Source organism: Candidatus Harpocratesius sp., from assembly GCF_054039255.1.
Window position 1 is genome coordinate 1 of record NZ_JBPLBG010000035.1, and the last position, 20914, is coordinate 20914.

The following is a 20914-nucleotide window of genomic DNA, read 5'->3' on the forward strand; positions in this document are numbered from 1 at the left end:
TGTAGCGTTTCAAATTCGCAAGTTCGGGTCATAATACATGAAGTAACATTCAAAACGATATAAATCTTTCAAAAAAGAGTTGTTATGAAAAATGATTTTTGTCGGTCATGGGAATTTGGAAATTCTCTATAGTTAAAGGAAAAGGAAATAAAAAATTTTTTTATTTAATTTATAATTTCATGATATAACCTTTTATTACAAAATCATCCAAAATATCTGGTACACGAGCATAATCGAATTTTAGTAATTGATCTGCTGCAATTTTTCGTAAATCATCAATCAAATGTTTTAATGTAATTGTTTTTTCCTTTCGTAATGTTCGTAACGTATGTTTTTCTAAAAGATCTGGTAACATCTCTGCTTGTCTGATATGCGTTTCATCATTATACATAAATAAGGTTTTATCATCCAATTTTAAAACGATTTCTGCTTCACCCTCAACTTTTTGAAGTTTTTCAATAATTTCATTTCGATCACGCATTAATTGAATTAAATCAGGTGTGAAGTATTCTGCTTGTCGAGGATATTTTTTCCGGAGGGTTTTTTGAATTTTATCTGTTTTTTGCAAGTCTTCTTTTTTGATTTCATCAGAAAACTTAATAAGATAATCAAAGAAGTTTTTAGCATATACAATTTGGAGCTTAGGAGGTGTTTTCTTAATCATATCAAATAAATATTCTAAAGGTTCAGTAGCAATAGCACTGAAAGGTTTTTGAACAATCAATTTATAAACTACATTATAAATTGTAAATTTTTTCAGTTTTTCTTTATGTGAATCATTGTATTCTAAGAATTGATCGGCTGGAAAAATCTTGGCATCTCGCGCTACTGTTGGGAATAATTTCGAGAGATATGTAAATAAAACGCAAAATCGTTCAGATTCTGTATCATTTTCAATTAAAAGTAATTGCGTACCGATAAATCCCGCAAATAGCAAAATGCGTAAATCATCTTCGCTGATAAATTTGGTTACATTAGCATAAGTAATATTAAATTCATCAGCACGTCGTAAAATGTCATTTTTTAGATTTTCGACTTTCTTCTCATCATCCATTAAGGAATATTCCAAAACTAAATAATCGCGTACATCAAAATTTTTATCTACATATGCATAAAATGAATGTTCGCAGACCATTCCTGCTGGAATAAACACTGATGTCGCACCTGTCTCTTTTTTCTTAACAACATCTACAGGAACGGGAATTCTCCCTGCATTTTTACATATAGGACAAATTACATTTATTCTTCGTTCACTCATATGGGCCCACTGTTTTTCTAAATGCTCTATATTCTTTCTTACTATTGTATTAGATTTTTAGGTGTTAAAAAATTTCGTTTCCCTTTAGCTACTTTAATGTTGAATTTTAGGAAGAATCAAATTTAATTTTATTCAATTTTTGTAAAAACTCAACAATTCGAGGTGCAACCTTAGAATATTCCGTAAGTATCCCAACGAAAGGATGATTTGTCAGATTCACCAAAAAAGGTGCTAGTTCAGAAAATACTTTTTTACGTAATTCTAAGTTACCCTCTGCTAATAAAGACAAATAATAATCATTTATATGTGAAAAAATGATAAAACGATATTGTTGAAACCCTAACTTGACTGATATCCATTCGGGTGTCATTAATGTATTTGCAAAAGTGTTTGCAGCAATTGCTTCTACTTTAGCTGTTATTATTGCTTCTTGAAGTTCAATCATATCATCAAAATCATCTTTGTTTACATTCGAAAGAGGGGGTAAATCTTTAAGTTTTAATTTAGTTGTAATCATTTTGGATAAAACACCAATTGATTGATAACTAAGACCGAAATAATCTACCCTAAAACCTTTTGAAAGTGTTTTAATTGGAGAAGAAGTAAAAACATCATTAAGATCTATAATTGTTTCTAGAAGGAATTTAATTTTTGATCGGAATTTTTGACTGATTTCATATTTTTCTAATTTAGTCATTTGACTAATATCTTTATTTTGAAAATAATCCTTTACAGCCATAATTAGTTGTTGTGTAAGCCAATTTGCCTTTTTTTCAGGGATTTTTCCATATAAAATAAAAAGAATTTCTTTTTGTTCTGCAAAGTAACAGATTTCTTGTTCTTTTTTATCGCCAGAAGCTAAAAACATTCTGTCTAGTTTACCACTTAAAATAGAAGTTGCAATATATTCTAAATTTATAGATAAATCAAGTAAATATGTAAAAGTTTTATTTAAGCTGAATATTTCTTCACGATCTTTAGTAATAATTCCAATATATTTAATATACTCACCTGAAATTCCCAAAGGTATCTTTTCTTGCTCAATTTGTACACGGGTTACTTTGGTATTCGTTTTTAATTTAGCAATAGATTCATCGATTTTTAATTTTTGAATTTTAAAATCTTTTATTTTTGTGGAATTGTTATCTTCTTTCTGGCTAGACTCAAACGAACTGGAAACGATCTCTGGATTTTTTTGAATTTTCAAAGATTTTATGAAAGAAAGATGTGCATTTTTTTCACTAGAAACCTTTGATTTTTTAAAATTTTTTTTTTTTTCTTGGAATTTTTGAATAGATGGATTTACAACATTTTCAAGAAATTCTTGGTTTTTTTTTAGAAAAAATTCAGGTGCAGTAGATTTTGCGATTTTATCTAGTTGAAAACCACATTGTGGACAAATTACAATTAAGCAATCTGAGATCTCTTCTCCACATCGTGGACATTTTCGTTTTTTAATGGGTATATTAAAAACCATCTTTCTATACTCTCTTTTTTCAATTTTTATGAATTTGATTTTATTAATTTTTATTATTATCTTTTATCTGATTTTTAGGTTTTTGAATCAATGCAATTTTACGTTTTCCATCTAATATGATGGTTAATGGTTTCGATAATTCTACATGGGCAAAATATTGCTTATTTTCAGATATATTTTGGTTTTTAAGCCATTTCCAATCAATAAAATCTGATTCTGAACTATGGTTTATATATAAATAACCAGTTTTAGTGCTAATCATGTTTTGAAAAAAATGTGTTCCTTGACTTTTTTCTATTTGGAAGTCTTGTGTTCCTGTTTCGATAATTACTTTTGCTCCAGTGATATTATATTCTTTTACTGGAATTCCTAAAAACTTATCAAATGTGCCCAACCGTCCAAATACTATTAGTAAATATGGTTTTTTCTGAGAAACTAATTTATTATTCAAATCGTCAATCTCTACAACCATATCTATAGTTTTGAGAATATCAAAATTTGATGGTTTAATGTATACAATATCTTGAATATTTTTAATAATATTATTACCTGAAAAAGAAGAAGAATATGCTAATATTTTTTCCTTTCCTACCATTTCAATTTCTTCAAGTTCTTTTTGGAAAATTTCGATACTTGGTCGAATTTGAAGTAAATTAAATGAATGCTTTTCTTTTTCATTTTGCCTAAAATTTCCTGCAAATTCAATCTCAACAGGGCACCCCATAGTTCTTTCACCAAGAATAAGTATTTCTTTAATTATTTTGGGTAATGGAAACGAATCGTCATACAATAATTGTCGATTAAAAGTGATTATTGGTGGACCTATTTTATCATCCCAATAACCTGATTGAATAATATCATTTTGGATATTATATGTATCAGCAATCATCTCCAAGCTGCCATCTTTTTTTGCATCCAGAATATTCAATTTTACAAGAAATGACTCCTCATTTTTAATATGTTTAGTTTTACTTGATAAATCTATTGCAAAAAACTCTGTTTGACTATTCTTCAATTTTTCTTTTACATCAGAACAAATCTGAAGTTTTGGATAACTTGGACAGAAAGTTCTGGCTAGACCCCCATTAACAATCGTTCTCCCTAATCCTAACGCTAAAAAAGCTATACCATCATGTGACTTCATTTTACCTACAGGATAATAATTATAGCTACTTGCAGTTCCAGAGAAATTTGGATAATAGTGTTGGCTATTTGCATATTTTCGACCAACAACTTTCTGAATTAATACACCCATTTTTACTTCATCGATACGTAAATTTAGCGCTTTGCTATTAGTTTTTGCCATTTTCGAGAAAGTAGATGCATATACCATTTTTATAGCTTCAAAAACTCGATCTAAACGTGAATTTATATCTCTTTCTTGGTTTGATATCATATATGTCCCAAATACCCCAGCAAATGGTTGAAATTGCGAATCTTCTACTATTGATGAGCTCCTTACAGCAATTGGATGATTTTTCCAATCTTTTAAAATGATCTTTAGATCTTCTTTCAAACTTTTAGATAATTTGGCTTTTTTAAAAATTTTAAAAAGTTCTTCTTCTTCTAGTTCATTGGATAGAGAAATTTCATATAAATGGTTTCTTTTCATAAAATTATCGAATTCATCAGTACCAATAGCAATCGTTTGCGGAATTGAAATTTCAACTGTAGGAAAATGCGTAAGATTGTAAGGATTCAAAATAAACATGAGAAATGCAAGTCCTCTTCCCTTTCCCCCCAAAGAACCAGGTCTTAACCTTATAAAATTTGATTCTGGATTATAATTGTGTCTTCTAAAATCAGTTACCACATTTTTCTGTTGAACTAGTAAATATTGAACAGATTCCAGTAAGAATTTTCTGATCAATTCTAATGATTTAAAATCCTCGATATGTTTTGATTTTAGTATTGAAGCAACTCTAAATTCTCCCCGTGCCATCAACCATCCAGAAAAATTATCATGAGTTGCGTGAAAATACAGAGATTCAAGTGGAATTCGTTCTAGTTCCTCTTTAAATTCTCGTAGATTAGATGCTTTGCCTACTTGTTTGCCATTTTCCAATCTGAAAATAAAATCACCAAAACCCATGTATTGGATCATAAAATTCCTTATATCTTCTAATAATGTCTTAGATTCTTTATGGATAAAATAAGCGTTGATCTCATGTGCTTTTTTCTCATATTGGATATTGCTAGATTGTAAAATCGCAGGAATTGTTGGAGCTTCATCTTTTACCATTTTAATGAAATCAATTCCAGCATTTTTATCGATTTTACTATTTCTCGGAAATTCAATATCTGAGATTATTCCTATTATATATTCTTTATATTCTTCATAAAATTTCATAGCTTCTTCATATGTATGTGTTAAAACGATTTTTGGCCTTGCTTTCATTTGTAATAATCGATAATAATCATTTACACCTTCATGAATTAAAAATTGAACTTGACGCATGATTTCGCTGTAAATTAAAGGTAGATATAAGGAATAGAATCTAATGGAATCTTCGATAATGATTATTACACGCACAAGTCCGTGTTCTGTATCGTATTTCAAATTCATACGATCTTCAATTAACTTCGTTAAAGAGATAAATATTGCACTATCGCCGTTCCACAGAAATGTTAGATCAATACCTTCTCTCTTTTTACAAAAATCTGGAAAAAAATTGATTTCTGAAAGACTTGTTAGCAATAAAACAACAGGAATGTCTTGTATTTCTTTTAGTTGTTTTCCAAATTCATAAGGATCTATCTCAAAAAGGCGTCTCATGGTAACAACTAAATCAAATTTCTTTTCCTTAAGTTGATTAATTGCTTCGTTTACAGATGAAACTCTAGTTATATGAGGTAATGTCCTTAAGTTTAAATCGTGAAATTCTGCATATATTTGATCAGATAATCTACCATCTTCTTCCAGGATAAAATTATCATATGCACTTGATACAAGTAAAATCTCCTTTATACGATTCTTCATCAAACTATGAAAGATTTCATATTTCGGTTTATAATCAAAGTTGGATTCTTCATCGGAAAAATCAATCATTTTACCAATAATATTATGATCCCATTGATTTTTTAAATTTTGCCATAAATCAGTGCATTCAAAGATAAATTTGAAATTATTGTTTGTTTTTCTACCGCATTTTAATTAAATTATTCTCAGAATTTTCTATTTAATGATTTTTTAGTTAATTGAATTAGATTATTTTTACCATTACTTGATGGCAATTTTTCTAAATTATCAAGAGCTGAATCAAGATATTTATTTGCCAAAATTCGTGCGTTATCAATTGCCCCCGAATTAGAAATTATTTCAATTCCTTTTTTTAATTCTCCTTCTGATAAATTTTGAGTTCGTAATATGTCTTTTAATATTTTTTGTTCATCATCAGAGGTATTTTCCAAAGCATAAAGAATTACAAACGTTTTTTTTCCTTGTCTAAGATCACTTCCAATGGGTTTACCTAATTTGCCTTGATCCCCAATAATCCCTAAGATATCATCAATGATCTGAAAAGCAAATCCATATGCTAATCCAAAGTTACTAAGATTTTTAATCATGTTTTCATCAACTTCAGCCGCAATTCCCCCCGTTCGGGCACTTAATGCAAGAAGTTCTCCTGTTTTAAGTGAAATCATTTTTAAATACTCATTAATAGTAACATTTTCTTGTTTTTCAAATTGGAGATCCATGGTTTGACCTTCACAAATTTTTATTAAAGTCTCAGAAAAATCTATCATTATTCGAGTCAGAATTTCTTTGTTAAAATCTGATTGACTAATTATTGAAAAAACTAAAGAGTGAAGGACATCTCCTGCAAGAATGGCAATATTTTGACCCCATTTTGTATGAACTGTTGGAAATCCTCTTCTAAATTTATCTTGATCCATAATATCATCATGAATCAAAGTAAAAGTATGCAATATTTCAATCGCTGAAGCAATCGGAGTAATAGGAGAACTGTCTGTTTTAAATAACGAGTATACAGTTCTCATAATATAAGGTCGAATTCTTTTTCCTCCAGCATTAAATAAATGAATACAGGCTTGAAAAAGAGTTTCATTTTCAATTTTAATATTATTTACGATATATTCATTAATAGATTTTATATTTTGATTAATATCTTCTTGTAATTCTTGATAACTCATTATATTTTTTCCTCTTTTTATCTTCAATCTTCACATTTTTATTTTTTAACTCTTAATACTTTTATTCTTGAGCTTTTTATTTCTTCTGAAGTATCTTATTTATTTTAAAGATAAATTTCTTTGTTTTACCCAATTATCTAATGGAGATAATAAAACTTTTGGAACATTTTGAATTTCTGAAAGTTCTTTAGTTCCTGAAAGAGCCATTAAGATTTGCAATTCATACAATAATTTCTCAAAAAAATTTTCTAAAGCATTTTCGCCTTGTTGAGCATATTTGAGGAATGGAAATGCAAGTCCACAAAGATTAGCGCCTAAACTAAGACATTTTCCAATATCCAAGCCTGTTCTAATTCCACCACTTGCAATTAAAAAGGCATTATTTTGAATAACAGATTTTGCTTCGAGAATACTTGCTGCAGTAGGGATCCCCCAACGAGCGAAAGTCTGACCTGAATAATAAGTAATCATTTCATGTTCTTCCTTAGCTCTATCACTTTCCAACAGAGTAAAATTTGTTCCACCAAAACCTGAAATATTAAATAGATTAAAACCTTTATTATAGGTTTTTAAGATAAATTCTTTTGACATACCTGTTCCAACTTCTTTTAAGATAATTGGAATTTGTAAATAATCTCGTAATTGAATTAATTTTTCAATCCCTTGTGTTAAATGTAGATTTCCTTTTTTTTGAATTAATTCTTGTAATGGATTTAAATGAATACAGATACCATCTGCATCGATTAATGAAATAATTTTATCAATATTTTCAAAAGATTTCATTTCAATTACTTGAGATATTCCAATATTTCCTAATACAACACCAGTTGGGTTTGTTTTTCGAACTATTTTAAAACTCTCGATACAATCTCTGTTTGTTAAGCATATACGTTGACTTCCAACCGCAATTGGTATATTTTTTTTTTCAGCCAATTTTGATAAAGTATGATTAATTTTATAAGATAAATCAGTTCCTCCGGTAAGGGCATCAATTAGAATAGGTGAACAAATCTTTTTATTTAAAAAATGAGTTGAAGTATCAATTTCTGAAAAATCAAAAAGTGGTAACGGATCATGAATTAATTTCACAAGATCTAACCATGTTGTTTCATTAGAATATCCATTATTCTCTAATGAAAGTAAAATATGGTCATCTTTTCGTTGATGGATGGTAGGATCTAACCCGTTCATATATATGTTTATTAAGAAGAGATCCATTAGAATTTTATGGTAAATTAAATATTACTTTTTATTAGTAATGATTTCGAAAAATATCCAAAAAGAAGAAAAAAGTCTAATTATTAGGCAAATTCAAAGAAATGAGACAAAATTAGCTCAGAATATAATAATGAAAGGATTAAAGGAGCGATGGGGTGTTTTGGATATGTCAAAAAATCCTGATTTAAATAATATTTATGAATTTTATTGCACAAATAGTCAAATATTTGTGGTAGCAATCTATCAAGGTAAAATGATAGGTACAGGTGCAATAATAAAAGAATCGGCTAATACAGCACGAATTGTTCGTATGTATGTGATGAAAGAATATCGAAGACAAAAAATTGCCCATAGAATTCTTACATTTTTAGAAAATTATGCAATTTCAGAAGGTTATAATCAAATAGTGCTTGAAACTTGCCATAATTGGATTTCTGCCATGACTTTTTACCAAAAAGAAAATTATCAAATAATCTTTAAAGATAGTGAGAATGCTCATTTTATAAAGGAATTATTCTAAAAAAAGATGTAAAATGAATGGATATTTTCATTTATGCAATATAAGATTCAAATGCTGAGTTCTTTTATCGATTACTGTTTGAGTTCCGATATCCGTTCTGTGAAATAAATCACCTTGAATATATTGGGTGGCTTTTTCTGCAATTTTTTCCGCTTCATCAATTGAATCAGCAATTCCCAGTACAGCAATAGCGCGAGAAGTGGAAGTGTAAATCTTTCCTTCTTCTTCACTAACTGATGCATAATAAATTTTAGCACTAATTTCTTTCAAGGCTTTTTCATCAATTATTATTTCACTATTCGCTTTAGGATTTACAGGATATCCATCAGGTACTAAGTATTTACATACAGTAGCTTTTTTATCAAAAATTATTTCATTTTTAAGTGTTCCTGCTAAAATTTGCTGGCATATTTCCACGAAATTTGATGATAAAATGGGTAGAATATTCATTGCTTCAGGATCTCCAAACCGGATATTGAATTCAACAACTTTTATACCCTTATTGGTTTTCATAAATTGACCATAAAGAAATCCTTTGTATTCGACTCCAGTTTCATTGTGGACTGCTTGAATCACTTTTTCCAGTTGATTTCTGGCATATTCTACATCTTCAGCTGTAATAAATGGAAGTAAATGATCAGGAAAAGAAATTGATCCCATTCCTCCTGTATTTGGACCTTTGTCTCCATTATATGCTCGTTTGTTATCTTGAACTATCGGAGTTCCAACCACGTGTTTTCCATCAACAAAACAAATATAAGTAAATTCTTCTCCTTCTAATTTCTCTTCAATAACAACGCGCCCATTATGATCAAAAATTTCTTGGCAATAATCATAGATCTCCTTTTCAGAATGAAGGTGATCTCCCCATACTTTCACGCCTTTTCCACCCGTTAAACCATCAGGTTTAACAACTACGTTTTCTTTGCCTATTTTCTCAACAAATTCTGGTATAGATTCCATATTTTTGAATGTTTCAAATTGAATATTTGATTCAATGTGATATTTTTTTAATAAGGATCTGGCAAAAATTTTAGAGCTTTCTAATTGGGCGCATTCAATAGTGGGTCCTACTGTTGGAATTCCTTGAGCTTTTAATGCATCGACAATTCCCATCGCTAGCGGTGCTTCTGGACCTACAACTGCAAATTCAACCCTATTTTTATTTCCAAAAGTTGCAATTGCTGCAAAGTTTGTTAATTTTCCCAATTCTACGTTTTTATTACAGAGTGCTGAAATACCTGGATTCATTTTAGCCATAAAGGCGCAAATTTCAGCATCACCTTTGACAAGTGCCTCTGCAATTGCATGTTCACGGGCACCATTACCAATTAAAAGAACTTTAGTCATATTTATCATCTCTATTAAATAAACAAAAGTGAATTAGTGTAAATTAGTTTATGATCAAAAAATCAATTTTATAGGTAATTTTATGGTTGAGTTATCAAAAACTTTTTTCTATATTTGAGTGATATAGTTAAATGCGCATGAAAATTATTTCTTGGAATGTAAATGGCTTAAATTCTGCCTTAAAGAAAGGTTTGCTGAAATTTCTAAAAGAAGAGGGTGCGGATATCTATTGCCTTCAAGAAGTAAAAGTATCTGAAAAAACTATTGATCCTAATTTTATCGAAAATCCTATTATGAAGAAATATCAGATGTTTTGGAATCCAGCTAAGAAAAATGGATATTCAGGAACTATGGTGTTAACTAAAGTTGAGCCTAAAGCAGTAATGTTTGGTATAAATCATGAAGAAGATCTAGATCTCGAAGGAAGATTAATTACAATGGAATATGAAAAATTCTTTCTCATCAACGGCTATCTTCCCAATGCAGGTTATGGATTAAAAAGATTAGAATTTAAATTACGCTATAATCAAGCTTTATGGGATTATATTGATGAATTAAAAGTTAAAAAACCAATAATTTTAACTGGAGATCTTAATGTTGCACATAAAGAAATAGATCTTGCAAATCCTGCATCAAATAAAAAGCATGCAGGTTTTACAAATGAAGAACGAATTTCTTTTTCCGAACTCTTAAATCGTGGCTATATTGATACGTTTCGATTTTTTAACTCTGATGGGGGGCATTATACTTATTGGTCTTATCGATCAAACGCGCGAGAACGTAATGTTGGCTGGCGGCTTGATTATTTTATTGTAAATCATGAATTTATTCCACAAGTTAAAGCGAGTGAAATATTGGATCAAATTTATGGCTCTGATCATTGCCCAATTCGATTAATTCTTAAAGAATAAAGTGAAAAAGCTTTTAAGATATTTTCTTAAAAATCTTTAAAAATTACAGAGTTATCGTGATTTCATGAGAAATGTATTCTTCTGTATTGGTTCATTGAATTGGGATCAATATATACTTGCAAATGGGGAGAGTATTTCTTTTTTAGGAGGGAGTGCTACAAATACCTGCTTTTTTCTACTTCAATTAATGAAGAATACTCTTTATCCACTTGATTATAAAGTGAATCTTATTTCTACAATTGGAACAGATAAAATAGCTGAGAAAATCTTATTAGCTTTAAAATTGGCAAAAATGAGTGCTGTAAATATTAAAATTGTGGAAGGAAATTCCGGTCGAACAAAAATTAGATTGGATTCTCACGGTGAAAGATCAATTAAACGATTTCCTTCTGTATCATCTAAATTATCAGAAATTATTTGTGATCCATTTTATTCTAAAATTCTCCAAAATACATTAATTCATTTCACTCATTCTCAAAAAACACTTGAAAATTTGGTAAAAATACAACCTTACTTATTTTCAATGGATATTAGTGGTATTTTACCGAAAGTTGATGATTTGAATGATATGAATAAAGAGTATTTAAGGAATTCATTATTTTGCCTATTTGAAAAAATATCTTTGAGAATAATGTTGGGAAATGAAGAAGAATTTGGAATCCTTTTTTTCTTATTAGGGAATGTAAAAACATTAAAATCATTCCTCATTCTTTCAATTTTCGAAAAATTCTGTATTTTACATGATTTTATAAAAACTGTTAATATTGGATATCTTTGCATGAAATGTGGCAAGAAAGGAGCAATATTAGTTGATAAAAAAACATATTATTTTCAGAAACCACCTGATAATTTAATAATTAAAGATACTACTGGAGCTGGAGATGCATTTAATGCAGGGATAATATTTGGTATACTTAATTCATTTTCGCTAGAACGAGCGTTAAAATTGGCTGTTTTTCTTGGATCAAAGAAATGCGAGGTATTAGGTGTTCCGAATTTTAAATTTCAACCAAATAATCTCTTATCTTCTTTTTAATTAATTATTCTTCACATATTATCTGGATCATCTTCTATTCTATATTTTACCTTTTTTCTTATTTAATTGATATAAATACTTCCTTCTTTTTTACTTAAGTATCTTTTTTTTTAACTTAAGTAAGTGATATATATTAGATTATAATTTCTTAAAAAAAACCCTTAGATTAATATACTTAAGTTTACTTAAGTAATACTTAAGTAGGTTATAATATATTTTTTAGGTGTAGATATTTTGAATCCAAAGGATAAGAAAACAATAGGTATTCTAGTTCCTATTCATTCGAATTTAACAGGAAGAAACTTAAAAAAAGGTATCGCTCAATTATATGAATTTTATGAGCGCTTGACTCAACTTTTACATAATTCTAATAAAATAACAATAGACTCTTTTTTAAAAGCCAGTGAAATATTGGATCGAGATTTATTGAAACTTATTGAGCAGGATGTGGTTAAAAATTGAGTTTCTTGGATGATCTAGAGAAATTAAAACACACATCAAAGGTACCAAAAAAAAAAATATCAAAGAAAGAACATATTGGAAAAAAAAAAGGAAAAATTGTTTCACATAAAAAAAAAGAAGATTCACCCTTGAAATTTGTTGAAACAGAGGAATATAAACAATTAAAAGATTCAATTCTGGAATCAAATTATTCAGTAATTCATATATATGGATTTTTTCAAGTCGGGAAAACGACTTCTGTTTTAAATATTGTAAACAATAATCCATATTTGTATTTCTATGTTCGAAAAAAAGATGAATTTGATAGCTTTCTTAATTTTATTTTCAATCTTTATCCTGATTTGCGATTATTAGACCCTCAAAAAGTTTTATTTTTCAAAACATTAGAAAAAAAGATTCAATATCTGATAATTGATAACGTAGATAAATTTGATGCTTTGAGTTCTGAAATTTTTAATGAATTTTTCATCCAATTACTCTCTAATACATATATTAAAATTATATTTATTCATAGTTTATCTACTAATCAGCTGAATTTAGAACAAATATTTCCCCAATCATCTTTTACCCAAATCAAATTTCAATTAATGCCGATAAAAATAGATGAATTATCTCTTTTTCATCCAACAATTTCACAGGAGGAAGCGCTAATTGTATTTGCTTTATTTGGAGGAATTCCCAAGTATTTAAACCAAATTTCAGTTCCGATATGGGATTTTTTACATTCTAATTTATTTCTGAAAGCACCTTTATGGAAAATGGAAGTGGAGTATTTTTTATTACAATATTTTAAAAATCTAAATATATATATAGAGATTTTAGCATGTATTGCACAAAATAAGAAAACACTGAAAGAAATTAGATTGCAATTGGGTATGAAAAGTTCTGATTTATCTCAATATATTCAAAATTTGATGCAATTTTCAATTATTAAGCGTGAATTACCTCTTTTAGCAAAAAAAAATTCACGTAATGGGCTTTATTTTATTCAAATTCCTTTTTTGCGATTTTATTTTGGATTCATTTTTCCAAATTTTAGTAATATTGCTATGCAGAAATTTTCTATAAATTCACTTCATCAAAATTTAAGTTTACTGATTATTGATGTAATTTCTGAACAAGTTTTGATATATCTTCCAAAAATGGCTTTAAATTGGTTTAATTTTGATAAAATCGGTTCTTGGTGGATAAAGTCTCGATTTTATCCAATTGTAGCTTGGAATACTAAAAATCAAGAGTTATTGATAGGTAAATGCTTGTGGCATGATAATCGCCCTATTCCAATTATTTTAAGTGAGATAACTGCTTCAGTTTCTTATATTCTTGATTTTTTAAATCCAAAAGGATGCTCTTTTTTATTAATCGATTTTCATAATCATGAAATTAAATCATCATTTAAGGGATATAAAATATTTTCACTCACATATGAGCAAATTTTTTTTTAAAGAAATGCGAAAATTTTAAGAAATCTTAGGACAAAATAAACATGTACCATGGGATCGATTCAAGAATTTATTATTGCTAATTTAGAATATATTTATCTTTTTATAGGTTTAGGAATTATTTTTCTCTTCTTAAATTCAATAACTAAACGAAAATATCGGCAATTATTCCATTCCGTTTTCTTTCTTACAATAACTATGATTATTATTTTTCTAATTAAGAATAGTTTTGTATTTATCCTATTACCCTTTTTTATCTTTTTTATCCAAAACATCTTTAATGATAAGAATTTTCACTCTTTGATTACCATTGAAGAAAATGAGTTATTTAATGAAAATGAATCTGTTATTTGGGAGAAATTTGAAGTCGCTCCTGAATTAAAAAAAAGAGGAGATGAAACAAGTGTTTGAGGTTCTTTTAAATAATTTTCCAATAATGATCTTATTTCTTTCTTTATTGCTGATCTTCCCTGCTATGCATCAACCAAGGTATTCTTTCTATCTTGTGAATATATGTTTGATTCTTGTTTTAATTTTGCAAAATTTAATTCTCATTTCCCCAGCTTTGCAATTTTTAAATTTCTTAACCGATTATTTTCCCGAGGATTCAACGAATTGGTTAATTGCTGATATAATTTTGGTAATCTTTCTAATTCTTCATATTGTGAATAAACATCAGATCTTGAACTCACATTCAAATCAAAATATATCCCTCTTGTTCATGCTTATCGTGATTTCAACTTTATTAATTGAATTATCATCTAGCATTTTTATAATTGCACTTTCTTATATAATACTAATAAATTCAATATATTTTCTCAGTTTCACAGGAGATTATAAAAAAGATCCCATTTATTTTAGAGAATTTAGAGAAATGGTTTCTTTTGTTATCTTTCTATTAATTATTCTGATATTGTCAGTCGCTTTTGACTATTTTTCCTATAATTTGGAAGATCTTTCATATAGTTTTACATCTGTTCCTTCAATTCGAAAATACTTGAATTATTTTGGATTCTTTATAACACTAGGTTTGTTTTCAGGATTTAGTTTTATATTTTCACGCTCTATTAGAAAAAATTATGCAAATTCATCTTCTTTTACTATAGGGATTTTAACTTTAGTTTTTTTTCCATTAATGGGATTATTTATTTTTCAACTACTAACTATTTTTATCAGTTTTGATCATACTCTGGCTTACATCTTTTTTGGAGTGGCAATTATAAATTTAATATGGTTATTTGTTGAATTAAGTAGAGAAAATAATAAAAAGAAGGCACAAAATCGGATAAAGTTTGCAAAAATCTTAATTCTCTTATCAGGAATCGACTTTCAAGTATTTTTGTTAATTCTTTCTGGTTATTATTTTTCTGGTCAAGCAAAATCACTATTTTATACAACCGCTATAATTTTTTATATTATTGTTATTGTACTTAACAGTATTTTATTTGCTTTGCTTGAACCATTATTAAACGCTTCTGATAAAAATTATTTAAGTAAATTATCAATATTAAAAAAGACTCCCTTAGAGTTAATATTTATTTTCTTAGTTCCTGTTATGTTCTTTTTTAAGAACTCTCCCGGTTATCAATTTTTTGAAATGTATTATTTAAGTTTGCTTAGTACTGCGCAAAATTTATTACCTAACTCTATTGATCTTATTATCTTATGGATGATTTTGATTGTTGGAATTGGATTGGTTGTTTTTAAAACCTTAAGTATTATTTGGATTTATAATTCACTTTATTTTAGGAAATCTGAAATGAAATCACTTCAAATTCCTCAAATGGAAAAAAATAAAAGATCATCTTGGATAATAGTTTGTATTTTTTACATTTCTATTATTTTTTATACTCTTTTTGAATTCAAAATAAAATAAATGGATAAAAAAAGGTAAAGAAAGATAAAGAGACATCAAGATTGCGCGCTTAAATATCCAAACATTTTTCTTTTTTTATATATTCCATTTATTTGAATGCAATGTTTGGAACATGTGGAATACGAAAAAAATTTTCAACATATGATAAATCAGAACAAACCTTTACCCCAAATATGGCACTTCGCCTTGGTGAAGCAATTGGAACTGCTATAAATTCTGGTAAAGTTGTTATTGGTAGAGATATTCGCACAGCTGCACTTGCAATCGAATATGCGATTATAAGTGGTTTAGTAAGTACTGGATGCAAGGTATATACTATAGGAATGGTCACAACACCAACTTTGGCCATGTCAATCGACTTTCTCGATGCAGATTGTGGAGTAATGATTACTGCTTCTCACAACCCTCCTGAATATATTGGTGTTAAGCTTTGGAATAAAGGGGGTTTAGGTTTTAGTCCTGAACAAGAAGCTGAGATCGAAACAATTTATAACAAGAGAGCTTTTGTTCGAAAAGAATATAATGAACTTGGTGTAGTTACTCAGATCTTTGGAATTAATGACAGACATATTGAACATATAATGAAACGAATTCAATATCATTGTAAAGATGATCATTTTACTGTTATTGTAGATCCAGGAAATGGGAGTGCATCTGAAATAGGTCCAAAATTGCTTAGTGCATTAGGTTTAGATTTTATTACTTTGAATTCACAACCAGATGGAACTTTTCCAGGTAGACTCTCTGAGCCAAGTCCAAAAAACTTAGAAGATTTGCGGTTGTTTATTCAACATTCACCAAAAATACAAATGGGGATTGCATTCGATGGAGATGCAGATCGGGTCGTGTTTTTGGATGAAAATGGTAATGTTGTTGAACCTATACGAATTTTAACCTTTTTAGCCAAGGAATATATCAATTCAAAATATCCAAATTTATCGTCTCGACCACCATTATCTGTTGTTACTCCTGTTAATTCATCTGGAGTTATCGAAGCTGTTTTAGAACCTTTAGGAGTAAATGTATATAGAACAAAAGTTGGAGATATAAACGTTTCGCAAGCAATGTTAAAGTATAATGCCTTTTTAGGAGGGGAAAATTGTGGTGTTTATATTTGGCCTGAAAAAACTGATCATAAAGCACCAGATAGTTTAGCCACTATTGCGATTTTGTTAAAATATCTTTCACATTATAAATGTAAATTCAGTGAATTATTCGTAGACATACCAGAGTTTCCATATTTAAAAAAGAATGTTGAGCTCGAAAAAGATTTACATTTTAGATCTCAAGATTATCTAACAATAGCTAAGAAATTAGAAAAAAATTTAGAACAAGCTGGATACAGCAACTTCAAACGCACCTTAGTTGATGGAGTACATTTACGGTTTGAAAGCGGATGGATATTAATAAGGAAATCTGGAACAACCCCAATTTTACGTATAACTGCCGAATCACAAACAACTATGAATGAAACAGAGAAGTTGGTCCAAATTGGAATTGATACTGTAAATTCTTTAATTCCATTAAAAATTAAAGAATAAAAAATCACTTATAATAATCTATTTATTGTGACTTTTTTTTTCTTTCAATTTTCGTTTTATAATTGATTGATAATTCTTTTTTATTGATTTTTTATTAATTTCTATCTTCTTTTTGTTATCAAATAAGTTTAAAACTATTCGTAAATAATTTTCTGCTATTGGTTTAATTTTTTTTTCTTCAACTGCTTTATTCCATTTTTTCACCAATATTGCTTCTTTTAAAATGGCTGCTGTTGCCATTTTTCCTATATCTAACCAATAAAATTTATCAATTTCTCTATTTGAAGATAATCCAGGACAGTATTCAATAGCTTTTTGAGTCAAATTCATTTTAATATCCAATCCTTTTTTTGGTTGAGAAATTGGATGAGAATGAAAATGAAAAGGAAATGTACGACATAAATTAGGTCTGGTAGCATAGATTTTACATTTATTCTTTTTTGATAAAAAAATACACCTACCATTAGGTTTTTTACGAATTCCAACAAAAGCTAATCCTCGTTCAGTTTGAATTGGAGGGATGACCATTTGTTCCAATTCTTTAGCTGTCAGAATATGATTAAAATGATAAAATCCAATTATTTTTAAAAAATCATTTAAACTATAATTTAATTCTTCTTGTATGCGTAAAATATCACTGTAAGTTAAATTTACAATTGTATCTGGATCAGAACAGCATTTCCCACATTGTGTGCATTCAAAATAATATGGGGACCCAAGACTTTTAGATTCCGGTTTTTTTTTTTCCAAGTTGATCGCCACGATAACTTTACTTTAAAATATTAATTTATATTAATTAATTTAATGAAGAGAAATGTTTGATAGAATCGCACAAGATTGGAGTAATAAACGCCAACATCCATGGCCACCTTTGATTTCCATTTTAACACCTTATTTAACTGAATATTTCCAAAAGAATCAATACTTTGATCAAAAAATTAATCAAAAATCGTATATTTTTGCTGATTTAGGTTCAGGTTCTGGGCGACATTCAGAATATTTATTAAAATACTGCCGAATCTTAATCGATCTTGATCAATCAAGAGAAATGCTTAAAAGAAATCAATCAAATAGTATGAAAATCCAAGCAGATATATGTGCTCTTCCATTTCGATCAGATTCTTTAGATGGAATTTTCGCAATTGCCAGCATTCATCATATCAAAGGTAGTATTACTCGAGAAAATGTCATGATTGAGTTTCAACGAATATCTACAATAAATGCCTTAATTGTAATTACTGTATGGAGATTTAAACAAAAAAGATTCATCAAAGAATATTTACATCAAATAACAAAAATGACTTATGATACATGTAAAGAGAAACCTTATTCTAACAAAAATATAGATTTTGAAGTAGGTGATGTAATTGTTCCTTGGAAATTATCAAGTACCCAAGGAAATTTGAGTATTAATCGATTCTATCATCTATTTAGAGCTGTTGAATTTAGAAAATTGATAAAATATTTTACTCCAATATTAATACAAGCATTTGGAGCGAAGAAAGAAAAAAATAACTTTCTTTTTATAGGAAATAACCCACAAAAAAAAAAGGATGGATAATTTTAGTAGCTTGATCAGATATGCTTAAAAAAATAAAGAAATCGCACATCTATAATTTTGATAAAAAACGTATATTTCTATTTGTATTATTTCAAATTTTATTTTTTTCAATTATTTCTTCATCACAAGCATCTTCTAGTTTTATACCTGTTCCGTTTCAATCTGATGAATCTGTAAATATAGAAATAACTTATAATATTGATTATATCGCTCAATCGCCTTATCAAAGTACATTTAAAATATGGATTCCTCGATTGAAATCATGGGAAACTGGAAATAAAAATCAAACATATATTCAATCATCTAATTTAATAGATTTTAAACCCCCTGCATTTTATCAAAATTATTCATTTGATCCCAGTGATGTGTACAATAATTCATTCGATTATTATGAGGCAATAATGAATCCATACCAAGATCGTACTGAATTTTCCTTTTCTGCAACCTATAACGTTACCTTAAAATCAACTTCCTACTCTATTCCTTTAAATTTATCCTTGTATGATTATAACACATCTGATTGGCTTTATCAATTCTATACTTCACAACAACCATATTATGAAATAAATGATTCACAAGTTCAATCGCTGATTTATTCTATTACACATAACTCAACAAATCTAAAACAGTTAGTTGAATCTATTTATCTTTTTGTTGAAGAATCCATGAACTACACTGATTCTAAAGATGTTTTAACATTGAAGGAAATAATAAACACATTTTCAGGAGATTGTTCCGAGTTTTCAACTTTGATGGTTGGTTTACTGCGTGCTGTTGGAATTCCTGCAAGAAAAGTTTTAGGAATTGCCTTAATTGATGGCTCATTATCAGATCCAATTCCAAAATATACTCTTTCATCTGGAGATAAGTGGAGTTATTCTATTAATTCAGATAATGAAATTCCTGGTCATGCTTGGGTGCAATACTATTTACCAACTTTAGGTTGGGTTAGTGCTGATCCGACATGGGGGAAACCTTATTTTCATTATGGAAATGAATCCGCTTTACAGTATTTATATCAAATGGATTATGTTCATTTGATTACAACTATAGGTGGATGGTATGAAGAAGGGATTGATCCACCTTTAGATCTGATAACGAATGATACTGATGGAATTCCTGAATTTCCATTTTTATATCCAATTGGAAATTCTCAAAAATATCATTTCGATTTTCAAATGGATTTTGAAATAAAAACCACAACAATTGAACCTCAATCAGTATTAATATTTAGCGAATGGTTGAAAATTATCTTAAGTTTAGGATCTTTTCTTTTTATTTCTTTGATTTTTGGATTATACATAAGAAAACGAAAGCAAAGAAGAAATTTTGTTAAATACTAAAAAATTTATAATTTTAAAAGTTAATGAAGAATTAAAACCATATAATTTGGGAGATTAAATAAAGTGAGAAAAACAGAAACTGGAGATAAATATCTAAAAATCGTATATTGGGGTTGTTATGCAAGTGGAAAAACAACCGCAGTTGACACATTATTCAAGATCATACAAGAAAGACCCGATTCTTTAATCAGTCCTGAAGGAGAATTAACAAAAATTGCGACACCATCAGGTGCTACAAATTACTTTGATCGCGGAATCGTTAAAAGTGTGAAGCAAAATCAATTATTTTATCATATTTATACTGTCGCTGGGCAGAAACGGTTTTTACCATTACGAACTAAAGTTTTCTTTGGTGCAGATGCAGTAATTTTGGTTCTTGATGGTCAAAAGGATAAAATGAATGCGAATGAAGATTCTATTGCTGAATTGACAGAAATTTCTGAATTACCTCTAGTTGAAAAAATTCCATTAGTTGTTATGATAAATAAGCAAGATTTGAAAAATGTTGTTTCAAAAGAAGAAGTAATAACTTTATTAACTAAGTATAATCTTTATTTTCCAGAAAATCATATAAATGCTTCGAAAAATCCTCAAATATTTGAAACAATAGCATTATATGGGCAATATGAAAATATCTATGAGAGTTTTATAAAAATAATCGAAAAATATGAGAATTGGCGTTAATCATATTTTTTTTCATGACCTTTCACATTAATCTTCACCATCTAAATGAGTGATATTATGTCAGAGTGCTAGATGAGGGA

18 protein-coding genes are annotated in these 20914 nt (G+C 28.4%); 11 read left to right on the forward strand and 7 right to left on the reverse strand.

Annotated elements, in window-relative coordinates:
* Positions 1-169: 169 nt before the first annotated feature.
* The 5 genes from ACXLDF_RS08780 to fni all read right to left on the reverse strand — a co-directional run bounded on the left by ACXLDF_RS08780 (position 170) and on the right by fni (position 8081).
* On the reverse strand, positions 170-1258 hold the full coding sequence (locus ACXLDF_RS08780; protein WP_457558141.1) for a hypothetical protein: 1089 nt from the start codon (positions 1256-1258) through the stop codon (positions 170-172).
* Between the two features lie 106 nt (positions 1259-1364).
* Complete coding sequence (locus ACXLDF_RS08785; RefSeq protein ID WP_457558142.1) at positions 1365-2735, reverse strand: hypothetical protein; 1371 nt, start codon at positions 2733-2735, stop codon at positions 1365-1367.
* Between the two features lie 43 nt (positions 2736-2778).
* Positions 2779-5784 (reverse strand): PEP/pyruvate-binding domain-containing protein, encoded by a 3006-nt coding sequence (locus ACXLDF_RS08790; RefSeq protein ID WP_457558143.1) that lies wholly within the window; start codon positions 5782-5784, stop codon positions 2779-2781.
* A 116-nt stretch (positions 5785-5900) separates the two neighbouring features.
* Positions 5901-6890, reverse strand: coding sequence for a polyprenyl synthetase family protein (locus tag ACXLDF_RS08795; protein WP_457558144.1), 990 nt, complete (start codon positions 6888-6890; stop codon positions 5901-5903).
* A 99-nt stretch (positions 6891-6989) separates the two neighbouring features.
* A complete protein-coding gene (gene fni, locus ACXLDF_RS08800) occupies positions 6990-8081 on the reverse strand; it encodes a type 2 isopentenyl-diphosphate Delta-isomerase (RefSeq protein ID WP_457558145.1) in 1092 nt (363 codons plus the stop codon).
* A gap of 67 nt (positions 8082-8148) precedes the next feature.
* Between fni and ACXLDF_RS08805 the strand changes: the two genes are divergently transcribed.
* The gene (locus ACXLDF_RS08805) at positions 8149-8628 is read left to right on the forward strand and encodes a GNAT family N-acetyltransferase (protein ID WP_457558146.1); all 480 of its coding nucleotides are present in this window, start codon (positions 8149-8151) and stop codon (positions 8626-8628) included.
* Positions 8629-8655: 27 nt separating this feature from the next.
* On the opposite strand, the gene purD is transcribed toward ACXLDF_RS08805, so the two are convergent.
* The gene (gene purD, locus ACXLDF_RS08810; RefSeq protein WP_457558147.1) at positions 8656-9978 is read right to left on the reverse strand and encodes a phosphoribosylamine--glycine ligase; all 1323 of its coding nucleotides are present in this window, start codon (positions 9976-9978) and stop codon (positions 8656-8658) included.
* 137 nt (positions 9979-10115) lie between these two features.
* On the opposite strand from purD, the gene ACXLDF_RS08815 reads away from it, so the two are divergent.
* The 7 genes from ACXLDF_RS08815 (at position 10116) to ACXLDF_RS08845 (ending at position 17246) form a co-directional block, all read left to right on the forward strand.
* Positions 10116-10889 (forward strand): exodeoxyribonuclease III, encoded by a 774-nt coding sequence (locus tag ACXLDF_RS08815; RefSeq protein WP_457558222.1) that lies wholly within the window; start codon positions 10116-10118, stop codon positions 10887-10889.
* A gap of 64 nt (positions 10890-10953) precedes the next feature.
* Entirely contained in the window at positions 10954-11925 is a 972-nt protein-coding gene (locus ACXLDF_RS08820) for a carbohydrate kinase family protein (RefSeq protein WP_457558148.1), read from the forward strand.
* Positions 11926-12159: 234 nt separating this feature from the next.
* Complete coding sequence (locus ACXLDF_RS08825) at positions 12160-12387, forward strand: hypothetical protein (protein ID WP_457558149.1); 228 nt, start codon at positions 12160-12162, stop codon at positions 12385-12387.
* A complete protein-coding gene (locus tag ACXLDF_RS08830; RefSeq protein WP_457558150.1) occupies positions 12384-13832 on the forward strand; it encodes an ATP-binding protein in 1449 nt (482 codons plus the stop codon). Before ACXLDF_RS08825 ends, ACXLDF_RS08830 begins: the two co-directional genes overlap by 4 nt.
* Positions 13833-13880: 48 nt before the next feature.
* The gene (locus ACXLDF_RS08835; RefSeq protein ID WP_457558151.1) at positions 13881-14240 is read left to right on the forward strand and encodes a hypothetical protein; all 360 of its coding nucleotides are present in this window, start codon (positions 13881-13883) and stop codon (positions 14238-14240) included.
* 463 nt (positions 14241-14703) lie between these two features.
* Complete coding sequence (locus tag ACXLDF_RS08840) at positions 14704-15705, forward strand: hypothetical protein (RefSeq protein WP_457558152.1); 1002 nt, start codon at positions 14704-14706, stop codon at positions 15703-15705.
* Between the two features lie 101 nt (positions 15706-15806).
* The gene (locus ACXLDF_RS08845) at positions 15807-17246 is read left to right on the forward strand and encodes a phosphoglucosamine mutase (protein WP_457558223.1); all 1440 of its coding nucleotides are present in this window, start codon (positions 15807-15809) and stop codon (positions 17244-17246) included.
* An 18-nt stretch (positions 17247-17264) separates the two neighbouring features.
* On the opposite strand, the gene ACXLDF_RS08850 is transcribed toward ACXLDF_RS08845, so the two are convergent.
* Positions 17265-17996 carry a YkgJ family cysteine cluster protein gene (locus tag ACXLDF_RS08850; protein ID WP_457558153.1) on the reverse strand — a complete coding sequence of 244 codons (732 nt, stop codon included), beginning with the start codon at positions 17994-17996 and terminating at the stop codon, positions 17265-17267.
* 64 nt (positions 17997-18060) lie between these two features.
* Between ACXLDF_RS08850 and ACXLDF_RS08855 the strand changes: the two genes are divergently transcribed.
* The 3 genes from ACXLDF_RS08855 (at position 18061) to ACXLDF_RS08865 (ending at position 20834) form a co-directional block, all read left to right on the forward strand.
* Positions 18061-18807, forward strand: coding sequence for a class I SAM-dependent methyltransferase (locus tag ACXLDF_RS08855; protein WP_457558154.1), 747 nt, complete (start codon positions 18061-18063; stop codon positions 18805-18807).
* Positions 18808-18827: 20 nt separating this feature from the next.
* The gene (locus ACXLDF_RS08860) at positions 18828-20150 is read left to right on the forward strand and encodes a transglutaminase-like domain-containing protein (RefSeq protein ID WP_457558155.1); all 1323 of its coding nucleotides are present in this window, start codon (positions 18828-18830) and stop codon (positions 20148-20150) included.
* A gap of 63 nt (positions 20151-20213) precedes the next feature.
* Positions 20214-20834 (forward strand): ADP-ribosylation factor-like protein, encoded by a 621-nt coding sequence (locus tag ACXLDF_RS08865; protein ID WP_457558156.1) that lies wholly within the window; start codon positions 20214-20216, stop codon positions 20832-20834.
* The last annotated feature ends 80 nt before the right edge of the window (positions 20835-20914 follow it).